Below are 12,640 nucleotides of genomic sequence, written 5' to 3'. Positions count from 1 at the left end.
ACTCCGTACGGACCCGTTTCCGGCCCGCTCACCCATGGCCGCCGCACTCCGGCGGTCCCTCAGGAGTCCGACGGGCAGGGCGGCGCCCGCCTCCGCAGCCACGGACCGGTGGGCATGAGCGAACGGGCCGCGCTGCGGGGCGGCAGACTCACCACGGGGCGGGCCCGGCCGGTGGCTTTCGCGTGGAGGCGGAACTCCCTCGGTGATCCGAGTGCTTGTCGCCGACCGAGCACGGGCGGTGATCCTGGCGCACGAGCTGGGCCTGGTGGTCGTGGGGCGGGAGGACCACCGACGCCGAGGCCGTTCGTCCCGGGTCAGGACCCGGGAGGCCCAGCGGCCCGGCCGGCCGGTGGAAGGGCCACCGTCTCCGCCGGGTCGAAGGTCACACCCACGACGGCGCCCTCCTCCGGGGTGTCCCGCAGGACACACTCCGCGTCCAACGCAGGCCCGTCGCCGGGGTGCAGGGTGACGGTGACATGGTGGCCGCGGAAGGTGCGTACGCCTACGGTGCAGCGCAGACCGTCCTGCGGGCCGCCGATCCGGACGCCCCCCGGCCGCACCAGCAGCTCGCACTCGCCCTGGGGCGAGCCCTCCGGCACCGGCACCTTGCCCCAGTCCGTGTCGGCGGTCGTACCCGTGACAGTGGCGTCCACCAGGTTGTCGAAGCCGAGGAAACGAGCGACGAAAGCCGACGCGGGGCGCTGCCAGACCTCCAGCGGGGTGCCCGCCTGGGCGATCCGGCCGTCCCGCATGACCACGACCCGGTCGGCGAGCGCGAACGCCTCGCCCTGGTCGTGGGTGACGGCGAGCACCGTGGTGCCCAACCGGCCGAAGAGGGTGCGCAGTTCGACGACGAGCCGTTCGCGCAGGCTCCGGTCCAGCTGCCCCAGCGGTTCGTCCAGCATCAGCAGCTTCGGACGGGGCGCGAGGGCCCGGGCGAGGGCCACGCGTTGCTGCTCGCCGCCGGACAGGGCGGCGACGGCCCGCCGGCCCGCGCCGGGCAGGCCGACCAGGTCCAGGAGTTCGCCGGCCCTGCGGTCGCGCTCGGCGCGGGGCACGCCGTGCATCCTCAGTCCGAAGGCGACGTTGGCACCGACGTCCCGGTGCGGGAACAGCTGGTGATCCTGGAACATCAGGCCGAGTCCGCGCCGGTGCACGGGCAGCGGCGCCTGGTCCACGCCGTCCAGGAGCACCCGTCCGCCGTCCAGGGACTGCAGTCCGGCCACGGCCCTCAGCAGCGTCGACTTGCCACTGCCGCTCGGCCCCAGCACACAGACGACCTCGTGGTCCGCGACCTCCAGGTCCACCGCGTCCAGCGCGGTCCGCTTCCCGAACCGGACGGTGGCGGACTCCACTGCCAGCATCTCTAGAACTCCCCGGATCGGTCGGTACGAATACGTTCGAGCAGGAGCAGCGACACCGCGCAGACAAGCATCAGAATCGTGCTGAGGGCCATCGCCTGGCCGTAGTTGAGCTCTCCGGAGCGCCCGAGCAGCCTGGCGACGGCCACCGGCAGGGTGGGGTTGTCGGGGCGGGCGATGAACACGGTCGCACCGAACTCACCGAGCGACACCGCGAAGGCGAACCCGGCGGCCACCAGCACCGCCCGTCTGACCAGCGGGAGGTCGACCTCCCGCCAGGCCCGCAGAGGCGACGCACCGAGGACCGCGGCGGCCTCCCGCAGGCGCTCGTCAACGGCACGCAGGACGGGCAGCATGGTCCGTACGACGAAGGGGACGCCCACCAGCGCCTGCGCGAGCGGGACGAGGATCCAGGACGTGCGCAGGTCCAGCGGCGGCTTGTCGAGTGTGATGAGGAAGCCGAAGCCCACGGTGACCGCCGACACCCCGAGCGGCAGCATCAGCAGCGCGTCGAAACCCCGCACGAGTCTTCCGGCCCGCCGGGTCAGCGCGGCGGCGGCGAGGCCGCCGATCACAAGGGCGATGAGCGTCGCGACCAGGGCGTAGCGCAGGGAGTTGCCGATGGCGTCGAGCGGCGGGACCAGAAAGGTGGAGCCGTTGGCGTCGGCGGACCGAAGTGCCCGGTAGAAGTCGAATCCGTAACCGCCGGAGGTGTCAAGGGAGCGTTCCACCAGCACGCCGAGCGGCAGCAGAATGAGGAGCAGCACGGTCAGCAGCACGCCGCCGAGCAGCGCCCGCTGCCCGGCCCCGCGGGGTGGCCGGGAGGTCTGCGCCGGGTCGACGAGCTTCAGAGCCGTTTCCCGGCGCCGTACGGTCCGGGCGTGCACGGCGAGGATCCCGCCGACCGCGGCGAACTGCACCAGGGTCAGCACGGCGGCCGTCGGCAGATCGAGCAACTGGGCGGTCTGCCGGTAGATCTCCACCTCCAGCGTGGAGTAGGCCGGGCCACCGAGGATCTGTACGACCCCGAACGAGGTGAAGGTGAAGAGGAAGACCATCAGAGCCGCTGCGGCGACTGCCGGGGCCAGCGCGGGCAGGGTCACCCTCCGCCAGGCGGCGAGGCGGCCGGCCCCGAGCACCCGGGCCGCCTCCTCCTGACGGGGGTCGAGCTGAGACCACAGGCCGCCGACGGTCCTCACGACGACCGCGTAGTTGAAGAAGACGTGGGCGAGGAGAATCGCCCACACCGTGGTGTCGAGCCGGATGCCCCATAGTTCGTCGAGAAATCCGCCGCGCCCCAGCAGCGCCAGGAACGCCGTACCCACGACGACCGTCGGAAGGACGAACGGCACGGTCACCACGGCCCGCAGCACCTGCTTGCCGGGGAAGTCGAAGCGGGCGAAAACGTAGGCGCCCGGCAGCGCGATCAGCAGGGTGAGGACGGTCGAGGCGAAGGCCTGCCAGGTGGTGAACCAGAGGACGTCGAGGATGTCCGCCCGGCTCAGCACCTCACCGATCCGGCCGAACTGCCAGTCGCCGTCCGCCTTCAGCCCCCGGCCGACGATCGCGACGACCGGGTAGGCGAAGAACAGCGCGAAGAACGTGACGGGCACGGCCATGAGACCGAGCCGCACCACGTTCCCCCCGCGCGGGGGCCGCGCGACTACTTCACGACGAGCGAGGACCATGCCTGGACCCACTGCTCACGGTTCTCGGCGATCTTTTCCGGGGCCACGGTCGCCGGCGTGGCTACGGCCGCACCGAACTTCGTGAAGAGCTCCGGAAGCTTCGCGTCCTTCACCACCGGGTTCACGAACATGTTCAGCGGCATGTCCTCCTGGAACTGCTTGCTGATCAGGAAGTCCAGCAGTGCCTTGCCGCCCGCCTCGTTCTTCGCGCCGTCCAGCAGGCCGGCGAACTCGATCTGACGGAAGCAGGTGCCGGTGGCGACACCGGTGGGGGCCTCGGCAGGCTGCGGATCGGCGTACAGCACCTCGACGGGCGGGCTGGAGGCGTACGAGACGACGAGCGGACGGTCGGCCTCGGCCTTCTTGCCGCCCGCGGATCCGGAGAACTCCTCGTTGTACGCCTGCTCCCAGCCGTCGACGACCTTGACTCCGTTGCTCTTCAGCTTCTTCCAGTAGTCCTGGTAGCCGGTCTCACCATGGGTGGCGACCGTACCGAGGAGGAAGCCGAGGCCGGGCGAGGAGGTCGCGGCGTTCTCGGTGACGAGGAGGTTCTTGTACGCGGGCTTCAGCAGGTCGTCGAAGGACTTCGGCGGGTCGAGCTTCTTGTCGGCGAAGTACTTCTTGTCGTAGTTGACGCAGATGTCGCCGGTGTCGATGGGCGTGACCCGGTGCTTGTCCTTGTCCAGTTGCGTGTCTGCCGCGACACGGTCCAGGCCCTTCGCCTCGTACGGCGTGAACAGGCCGTTGTCCAGGGCACGCGAGAGCAGCGTGTTGTCGGCGCCGAAGAACACGTCGCCGCGCGGGGAGCCCTTGGTCAGGATCTCCTGGTTGAGGGCGGCTCCGGCGTCACCGCTCTTGAGCACCTTGACCGTGTATCCGGTCTCCTTCGTGAACGCCTTCAGGACGGCGTCCGAGGCGTTGAACGAGTCGTGGCTGACCAGGGTGACTGTCTTGGAACCGGCCCCCGTGCCACCGGAAACCTTGTCGTCGGAGCCGCCGCATCCCGCGAGCACGGTGGCGCCGAGTACGGCGGCGAGCGCCGTCGCCGCGTACTTCGTGGTGGTGTTCATGTGATTCCTCCTGGAGGTGACCAGGAAGAGACGCGGCCCCGCCCGCTCGGCAAGCGGGCAGGGCGCAACAGCTTGAGTAAAGTCCGAACTTCCTACCCGGAATGACCCGGGCGAGGTTCAGAGGGTCTGCGGCCGACCTGTCCTCGGTGCCGCACTCTCAGCGCTGTGGCGCTCCCCTGTCGGAATATGAAGTTGATTTCCGGGCCAGGCTACACCGGCCGGATCACGCCGTACCGGCCGGATAGCGCCCGTCCGCCTGAACCGCCTCAGCGCTCGGAGGCCGCCAGCTGCCCGCAGGCCCCGTCGATCTCCTGGCCGCGGGTGTCCCGGACGGTGACCGGCACGCCATGGGCGGCGATCGCCTCGACGAACGCCTTCTCGTCCTCGGGCCGCGAGGCGGTCCACTTCGAGCCCGGGGTCGGGTTCAGCGGGATGAGATTGACGTGTACCCGCTTGCCCTTGAGTAGCCGGCCCAAGAGGTCGCCCCGCCAGGCCTGGTCGTTGATGTCGCGGATCAGCGCGTACTCGATGGAGATGCGGCGGCCCGACTTCTCCGCGTACTCCCACGCGGCGTCCAGTACCTCACGGACCTTCCAGCGGGTGTTCACGGGCACGAGGGTGTCGCGCAGCTCGTCGTCGGGGGCGTGCAGCGAGACCGCGAGGCGGCACTTGAAGCCCTCGTCGGCGAAGCGAAGCATCGCCGGCACCAGGCCCACCGTGGACACGGTGATGCCGCGCTGCGACAGCCCGAGGCCATCCGGCTCCGGGTCCGTCAGCCGCCGGATCGCCCCGACCACGCGCTTGTAGTTGGCCAACGGCTCGCCCATACCCATGAAGACGATGTTGGACAGCCGCGCCGGCCCGCCCGGGACCTCGCCGTCGCGAAGCGCCCGCATGCCGTCCACGATCTGGTGCACGATCTCGGCGGTCGACAGGTTGCGGTCCAGTCCCGCCTGTCCGGTGGCACAGAACGGGCAGTTCATCCCGCAGCCGGCCTGGGACGAGATGCACATGGTCACCCGGTCCGGATAGCGCATGAGGACGGACTCCACGAGGGTGCCGTCGTGCAGCTTCCAGAGGGTCTTACGGGTGGTGTCGTCGTCACAGCTGATGTGGCGCAGCACCGACATGAGGTCGGGGAACATCGCCTCGGCGAGCTTGTCCCGCGACGCGGCCGGGATGTTGGTCCACTCCGCCGGGTCGTGCGCGTACCGCGTGAAGTAGTGCTGCGACAGCTGCTTGGCACGGAAGGGCTTCTCGCCGGTCGCGGCGACTGCTTCCTTACGCTCGTCGGGGGTGAGGTCGGCGAGGTGCCGCGGCGGCCGCTTGGCTCCACGGGGCGCGACAAAAGTGAGTTCTCCGGGCTTAGGCATGGTTCATCCAGTGTCGCAGACATACGAGTGAGGGCCCGCCGCCCTGTGGACAACGGACCCTCATTCGAAATATCGCAGGTCAAGCAGTATGCGTGCGAGGCCGATCAGCCGGATCCGACGAACAGCACCAGCAGCAGCCACACGACCGGGGCGCTCGGCAGGAGCGAGTCGAGACGGTCCATGATGCCGCCGTGGCCGGGCAGCAGGGTGCCCATGTCCTTGATGCCGAGGTCCCGCTTGATCATGGACTCTCCCAGATCCCCCAGCGTGGCGCTGCCGGCGACGGCGAGGCCCATCAGCAGGCCCTGCCACCAGCTTCCGCCGTCGATAAGGAACTCCATGCACAGGGCGCCAACCACCATCGCGAAACCGACCGCCCCGAGCAGGCCCTCGCGGGTCTTCCCGGGGCTGATGCGCGGTGCCAGTTTGTGCGTGCCGTAGCGCCAGCCGACGGCGTAAGCGCCGGTGTCGCTCACCACGGTCAGCAGGAGGAAGGTCAGCACACGCCACGCACCGTCGTCCGCGGTGAGCATCATGGCGACGAACGTCGCCAGGAACGGCACGTAGAACACGGCGAAGACACCCGCCGTGACGTCCTTGAGGTAACCCTCGGGCGGCTCCGTCATCCGCCACACGAGCACCGCGAGGGTCGTGAGCACCATGGCGACCCAGGCACCCTCCGCCTCCCGCACATAGCCGGCGACCACCATCGCGGCGCCGCCGACGGCGAGCGGCACGAGAGGAGCGTTGATGCCCTTGCGCTCCTTGAGGCGTGAAGTGAGCTCCCAGAGCCCCACCACCACCGCCATCACGACGACACCGACGAAAACGGCCTTCACGATGAAGAGCGACCCGGCGACGACCGCACCGAGCCCGAGGCCGACCCCTATGGCGGCACGCAGATCACGGCCCGCCCGCTTCTTCTGCGGCGGGGGCGACGGCAACGGGGTGGACATGGGCTCCTGCGGCTTCTCGTCACGGAACAGGGGGCCGCTGACGCGCGCGGCGTCCCTGTTCCGGCCGTCGCGGTCGTCAGCGTCTCTACCTGCGTCGGGAACGTCCGGCACGATGGGCATGGGCCGAGTCTGCTGGGCGCCGTGCACATCGTATGCAGGACCCGCCGGAGCGGCCCCCATCTCGGGCGCGCCCCAGTAGCCGGCTCCCTGCGGGGCGCCCCGGGAAGAGTCGTTCATCAGACTTCGAGCAGCTCGGCTTCCTTGTGCTTGAGCAGCTCGTCCACCTGCGCGACGTACTTCGCGGTGGTGTCGTCGAGCTCCTTCTCCGCGCGACGGACCTCGTCCTCGCCGGACTCCTTGTCCTTGACGAGCTTGTCGAGCGTCTCCTTGGCCTTGCGGCGGACGGAGCGGATCGAGATCTTCGAGTCCTCGGCCTTGGTCTTGGCGACCTTGATGAACTCCTTGCGACGGTCCTGCGTGAGCTCGGGGAACGTCACACGGATGATGTTGCCGTCGTTGCTCGGGTTGACGCCGAGGTCGGAGTCACGGATCGCCTGCTCGATGTTGCGCAGCGCGGTCTTGTCGAACGGGGTCACCACCGCCATCCGCGGCTCGGGGACCGAGAACGAGGCGAGCTGGTTGATCGGGGTCAGCGCGCCGTAGTAGTCCGCGACGATCTTGTTGAACATCGCCGGGTGGGCACGGCCGGTACGGATCGCGGCGAAGTCCTCTTTCGCGACCACGACGGCCTTCTCCATCTTCTCCTCGGCCTCGAGGAGGATTTCTTCGATCACCACGTGCTCCTGCGTGTCTTGAGCGGACCCGGCATCGTCGGGCCCTGCGGATCCTGCGTCGCGTCCTCACCTGCACGGTGTCCGACCGGCAGGCCGTTGTCCATCTTTGGGGCTGTCAGGCCCGGGTGCTCTCGTCGCTCACCAGCGTGCCGATCTTCTCACCCTTGACCGCACGGGCGATATTGCCCTCCGTGGTCAGCTCGAAGACCAGAATCGGGAGCTGGTTGTCACGGCAGAGCGTGATAGCGGTGGCGTCGGCGACCCTGAGGTCGCGGGCGATCACCTCGCCGTACTCCAGGGCGTCGAACTTCACCGCGTCGGGGTTGACCTTCGGGTCGGAGTCGTAGACCCCGTCCACGCCGTTCTTCCCCATCAGCAGCGCCTCGGCGTCGATCTCGAGAGCGCGCTGGGCGGCGGTCGTGTCGGTGGAGAAGTACGGCATTCCCATACCGGCCCCGAAGATCACGACGCGCCCCTTCTCCAGGTGCCGTACGGCACGGAGCGGGATGTACGGCTCTGCGACCTGGCCCATGGTGATGGCGGTCTGGACGCGTGAGTCGATGCCTTCCTTCTCCAGGAAGTCCTGCAATGCCAGGCAGTTCATGACCGTGCCGAGCATGCCCATGTAGTCGGACCGCGCCCGGTCCATACCGCGCTGCTGGAGCTCGGCGCCGCGGAAGAAGTTGCCGCCGCCGATGACGACCGCGATCTCCGCGCCGTCGCGCACGACAGCGGCGATCTCACGCGCGATGGCGTGCACGACATCCGGGTCGACGCCCAGTCCGCCGCCGCCGGCGAACGCCTCACCGGACAGCTTCAGCATGAAGCGGCCGGAAATCTCGGCGTCGTCACGTTTGTGGTCGCCCTGGGTGGTGGCGTCCGCGCCCTTGTTCATGGGAATTCTCCTCGTGCACATACGAAGAAGGCCATTGCCGGTGGGTCTGGTGTCCCTCAGCGGCAATGGCCTCCTCGTCGGATCTGCGGTCGTCCGGCTGGGTGCGGCCGACGACTGCACCAGACCCTATCGGGGTCCACCGTTGTTCGCGGACGGACTCAGATGCCGACCTTGATGCGCGCGAAGCGCGTCAGGCTGACACCGGCCTCGTCCAGGACCTTCTGGACCGACTTCTTGTTGTCCTTCGCGAAGGCCTGCTCGAGGACGACGACGTCCTTGAAGAAGCCGTTGACGCGACCCTCGACGATCTTCGGGAGGGCGGCCTCGGGCTTGCCCTCCTCACGCGAGGTGGCCTCGGCGACGCGGCGCTCGTTCTCGACCGTCTCGGCCGGGACCTCGTCGCGGTTGAGGTACTTCGGCGCGAAGGCGGTGATGTGCTGCGCGACGTCCTTGGCGACCTCTGCGCTCTCCTTGTCCAGCTGGACGAGGACGCCGACCTGCGGCGGGAGGTCGGGCATGGTGCGGTGCATGTACGCAGCCACATAACCGCCGGTGAACTGCGCGAAGCGGTCCAGGACGATCTTCTCGCCGAGGTTGGCGTTGGCCTCGTCCACGTATGCCTGGACGGTCTTGCCGGGCTCGATCTCCGAGGCGAGAAGTGCCTCGATGTCGGCCGGGGAGGTCGCGGCGACGTGCGCGGCGAGCGTGTTGGCGACGCTCTGGAACTTCTCGCCCTTGGCGACGAAGTCCGTCTCGCACTTCAGCTCGAGCAGGACGCCGGACGTCTTGTCCTCGGAGATGAGGGAGACGACGGCACCGTTCTCGGCAGAACGGCCTTCGCGCTTGGCGACGCCCTTCTGACCCTTGATACGGAGCGCCTCGACCGCGCCGTCGACGTTGCCGTCGGCCTCGTCGAGGGCCTTCTTGCAGTCCATCATGCCGGCGCCGGTGAGCTCGCGGAGCTTCTTGACGTCAGCGGCGGTGTAGTTCGCCATGAGTCTGTTTCTCTCTCGAAGTCTGAAAGATCTACGGGTGAACGGCGGGGGCGGTGCCAGTGCACCGGCCCCCGCCGTCATTCAGCCGTGACTGACGGGTGTCAGGCCTGCTCGGCGTCTGCGGCCGGAGCCTCGGCAGCGGGAGCCTCGGCGGCAGGAGCCTCGGCGGCGGGTGCCTCGGCCTGCTCGGCAGCCTGCTCGTCGGCGGCGGCGACCGGCTCGGCGTCAGCGGCCTTCTCCGTCTCGGCGGAGGACTGGACGTCGGCGTCGTCCTTCTTCTCGCCCGTGAGCAGGTCTCGCTCCCACTCGGCGAGGGGCTCGCCGGCGGCCTTCTCGCCCGGCTTCGAGTCACCGGTGGCAGCACCGGAACGGGCGATGAGGCCCTCGGCGACGGCGTCGGCGATCACGCGGGTGAGCAGGGTGACGGAGCGGATCGCGTCGTCGTTGCCCGGAATCTTGTAGTCGACCTCGTCGGGGTCGCAGTTGGTGTCGAGGATCGCGACGACCGGGATGTGGAGCTTGCGCGCCTCACCGACGGCGATGTGCTCCTTCTTGGTGTCGACGATCCAGACGGCGCTCGGCACCTTCTGCATCTCGCGGATACCACCGAGGGTCTTCTCCAGCTTGGCCTTCTCGCGGGAGAGAACCAGGAGCTCCTTCTTGGTGAGGCCGGAGGCGGCCACGTCCTCGAAGTCGATGAGCTCGAGCTCCTTCAGACGCTGAAGGCGCTTGTAGACGGTGGAGAAGTTGGTGAGCATGCCACCGAGCCAACGCTGGTTGACGTACGGCATGCCGACGCGCGTCGCCTGCTCGGCGATGGCCTCCTGGGCCTGCTTCTTCGTACCCACGAACATGATGGAGCCGCCGTGGGCGACGGTCTCCTTGACGAACTCGTAGGCGCGGTCGATGTACGACAGCGACTGGAGCAGGTCGATGATGTAGATGCCGTTGCGCTCGGTGAAGATGAAGCGCTTCATCTTCGGGTTCCAGCGACGGGTCTGGTGACCGAAGTGGACGCCGCTTTCCAGCAGCTCCCGCATTGTGACGACGGCCATGGCCGTACTCCTTGAGGTACTCGGTTGTCGCGACCGCAGGATTGCTGTCGCGCCTGACGCCCCGACGCGCCGTGCCACGAGGGACCGAGGAGCGCGGCCACCGTCCGCAGAGTGGGAGGTGGCGGGGCGTGCGAAGTCGACCCGGTGACCCGGATCGCCAGAAGAAGTGTACGGGACCCGCCGGGTGCCGGGTGACGGCGATGTCCACAACCCCCCGGCCGTCCACAGATCCGGACCATGATCCCCGCGGAACGAGCCTTCGGTAGATCGTTTCCGTCATGTGCCGCTCACCTGTCAAAACCGCCGACCGACCCCGTGGCGCCCCGCCGGCCGCGATGCCGGCCGGGCCGCACGTGTTCCTGCTGGCCACGCTGCTGGCCGCGCTGCTCGTGGTCCTGCTGGGACCGGCCACCGCCCGCGCGGCAGCGGGAGTGCCGCCCGGCGGCGACCGCGTCTGGCCGCTCGCGGGCCGGCCACTGGTCGTACGGGGCTGGGAGCCGCCCGTCGGCCCGTACGGGCCGGGCCATCGTGGGGTCGACCTCGCGGCTCCGCCGGGCACCCCGGTGCGGGCGGCAGCCCCCGGCCGGGTCGCCTTCGCCGGGCCGGTGGCGGGGCGCGGGGTGGTCTCCGTCGACGTGTCCGGGAGCGGGGCGCCACCGCTTCGCTTCACGTACGAGCCCGTGCGGGCGCGGGTCGCCGCAGGCGACGAGGTGGTCGCGGGACAGGTGGTGGGGGCGGTCGGGACGGAGGCGTCCCACTGCGCCTCAGGCTGCCTGCACTGGGGCCTGCGGCGCGGGGACGTCTATCTGGATCCGCTGTCGATGCTCCCTCCGTCACTGCTGCGACGGGGGCCTTCCCGACTGCTGCCGGTGTTCGGTGTGCCGCGCCCCGAGACGGACCGGAGGCCCGCTGCTCAGCCTCGCACGCCGCGCAGGACCATGGCCACGGCCGTGTCCGCCACGATGCTCGGCGCCTCCGCGCCCAGCTCGATCCTGCGCACCGCGGCATCCACGGAGCCCTGCAGCAGCATCGCCGCGAGCCTCGGCTCGGTGTGGCCCAGGTCGGCGAGCGCCTCGACGATCATGACGATCAGCCCTCCGTGCGCGGCCCGGATCTTCTCGCGTGCGCCCGCGTCCAGCTCGCTCGCGGAGATGGCCACGACCGCGCGGTGCCGCCGGTCCCCGACCAGGTCGAGCTGCCGGCGCACGTACGCCTCGATCTTCGCCTCGGGCGCCTCGGCCCGCTCCATCGCGTTCTCGACCTCGGCGGCCCAGACGGGGAAGTCGACGGCGCAGAGCTCCTCGACCACAGCGGCTCGGGAGCGGAAGTACTCGTAGACGGAGGACCTGGCGAGGCCGGTGCGCTCGGCGAGGGCGGGGAAGGTCAGCGCCTCCGTACCACCCTCGGACAGCAAGGAGCGCGCGGCGTCCAGGAGGGCGCCGCGCTGCATGGTCCGGTGCTCGGCCACGGAGGCCGCTCGAATCCTGGGCACCCCTCCACTCTACGGCGGCATCGGATCGGAGTGGGGTCCGTGTTCGCGTCCGGATGGCCGAAGCCGCTCCGGTTCAGCGTCCGGCGTCGGCCAGCTTCGCCCGGAGCTGCAGCACCGACTTGGTGTGGATCTGACTGACCCTGCTCTCGGTGACCCCGAGGACATTGCCGATCTCGGCGAGGGTCAGCCCTTCGTAGTAGTAGAGCGTGACCACGGTCTTCTCCCGCTCCGGGAGCGTATTGATGGCGCGGGCGAGCAATCGCCTGAGCTCCCGGTCCTCGGCGACCTCGACCGGGTTGTCGGCCGCGGTGTCCTCGAGGGTGTCCATCAGGCTCAGCCGGTCGCCGCCCTCACCACCGACATGCAGCAGCTCCTCCAAGGCCACCACATTGGCGAGCGACAACTGGCTGAAAACGGCGTGTAGTTCCTCGAGGGCGACGCCCATCTCCGCAGCGACCTCGGCCTCCGAGGGCGTACGCCGCAGTTGCGCCTCCAGCGTGGCGTATGCGCGCTCCACGTTGCGTGCCTTCTGCCGCACCGACCGGGGAATCCAGTCCAGCGCACGGAGTTCGTCGATCATCGCGCCGCGGATCCTGGTGATCGCGTAGGTCTCGAACTTGATGGCCCGCTCGATGTCGAACTTCTCGATGGCGTCGATCAGCCCGAAGACGCCGGACGAGACGAAGTCCGCCTGCTCCACATTGGACGGCAGCCCCACGCTGACCCGGCCGGCGACGTACTTCACCAGGGGGGAGTAGTGCAGGATCAGCTGCTCCCGCAGCCTTTCGTCACCAGTGGTCTTGTACGAGCGCCACAACTCGTCGAGCGAGGAGGGGGCGGGAGGGCGCACAGTGCCACGCGCAGCCGGTGGTACTGCCGCGCGGTCAGACCCGGAGGTGTGCTGGGGCATGTGGTGCCTTGAGCCGTTCTGCTGTGAAGTGCTGGGACGTGTCCATGGGGT

Annotated in this window: 11 protein-coding genes and 1 pseudogene; 1 reads left to right on the top strand and 11 read right to left on the bottom strand. The window is 69.4% G+C overall.

The annotated features are described in order from the left end of the window. Positions 1 to 314: 314 nt before the first annotated feature. The 9 genes from ACWD04_RS22775 to rpsB form a co-directional block, all read right to left on the bottom strand. Positions 315 to 1,364 (bottom strand): ABC transporter ATP-binding protein, encoded by a 1,050-nt coding sequence (locus tag ACWD04_RS22775; RefSeq protein WP_451134647.1) that lies wholly within the window; start codon positions 1,362 to 1,364, stop codon positions 315 to 317. 2 nt (positions 1,365 to 1,366) lie between these two features. Next, entirely contained in the window at positions 1,367 to 2,980 is a 1,614-nt protein-coding gene (locus ACWD04_RS22770; RefSeq protein WP_451134645.1) for an ABC transporter permease, read from the bottom strand. A 44-nt stretch (positions 2,981 to 3,024) separates the two neighbouring features. After that, on the bottom strand, positions 3,025 to 4,119 hold the full coding sequence (locus ACWD04_RS22765; RefSeq protein ID WP_451134643.1) for a thiamine ABC transporter substrate-binding protein: 1,095 nt from the start codon (positions 4,117 to 4,119) through the stop codon (positions 3,025 to 3,027). Positions 4,120 to 4,385: 266 nt separating this feature from the next. Beyond that, positions 4,386 to 5,492, bottom strand: coding sequence for a 23S rRNA (adenine(2503)-C(2))-methyltransferase RlmN (gene rlmN / locus ACWD04_RS22760; RefSeq protein ID WP_451134641.1), 1,107 nt, complete (start codon positions 5,490 to 5,492; stop codon positions 4,386 to 4,388). A 104-nt stretch (positions 5,493 to 5,596) separates the two neighbouring features. Further along, positions 5,597 to 6,685, bottom strand: a complete 1,089-nt coding sequence (locus tag ACWD04_RS22755; RefSeq protein WP_451134639.1) for a phosphatidate cytidylyltransferase — start codon at positions 6,683 to 6,685, stop codon at positions 5,597 to 5,599. Next, positions 6,685 to 7,242, bottom strand: coding sequence for a ribosome recycling factor (frr, locus tag ACWD04_RS22750; protein ID WP_451134637.1), 558 nt, complete (start codon positions 7,240 to 7,242; stop codon positions 6,685 to 6,687). Before frr ends, ACWD04_RS22755 begins: the two co-directional genes overlap by 1 nt. Positions 7,243 to 7,357: 115 nt before the next feature. Then, complete coding sequence (gene pyrH / locus ACWD04_RS22745; RefSeq protein ID WP_451134635.1) at positions 7,358 to 8,137, bottom strand: UMP kinase; 780 nt, start codon at positions 8,135 to 8,137, stop codon at positions 7,358 to 7,360. A 158-nt stretch (positions 8,138 to 8,295) separates the two neighbouring features. Next, the gene (tsf, locus tag ACWD04_RS22740) at positions 8,296 to 9,132 is read right to left on the bottom strand and encodes a translation elongation factor Ts (protein ID WP_451134633.1); all 837 of its coding nucleotides are present in this window, start codon (positions 9,130 to 9,132) and stop codon (positions 8,296 to 8,298) included. 101 nt (positions 9,133 to 9,233) lie between these two features. After that, positions 9,234 to 10,187: a 30S ribosomal protein S2 gene (gene rpsB / locus ACWD04_RS22735; RefSeq protein WP_451134631.1), complete on the bottom strand. Its 954-nt coding sequence runs from the start codon at positions 10,185 to 10,187 to the stop codon at positions 9,234 to 9,236. Between the two features lie 278 nt (positions 10,188 to 10,465). Here rpsB and ACWD04_RS22730 point away from each other — a divergent pair. Beyond that, positions 10,466 to 10,942 (top strand): annotated as a pseudogene (locus tag ACWD04_RS22730) (peptidoglycan DD-metalloendopeptidase family protein); the annotation flags it as partial. 158 nt (positions 10,943 to 11,100) lie between these two features. On the opposite strand, the gene ACWD04_RS22725 reads toward ACWD04_RS22730, so the two are convergent. After that, entirely contained in the window at positions 11,101 to 11,655 is a 555-nt protein-coding gene (locus ACWD04_RS22725; protein ID WP_451134783.1) for a TetR/AcrR family transcriptional regulator, read from the bottom strand. Between the two features lie 97 nt (positions 11,656 to 11,752). After that, positions 11,753 to 12,589: an RNA polymerase sigma factor WhiG gene (gene whiG, locus ACWD04_RS22720; protein ID WP_033304072.1), complete on the bottom strand. Its 837-nt coding sequence runs from the start codon at positions 12,587 to 12,589 to the stop codon at positions 11,753 to 11,755. Positions 12,590 to 12,640 lie beyond the last annotated feature (51 nt).

Source organism: Streptomyces sp. NPDC002911 (assembly GCF_053591835.1).
The sequence above is the reverse complement of the archived record's forward strand: the minus strand, read 5'-3'. Positions and strand labels throughout refer to the sequence as shown.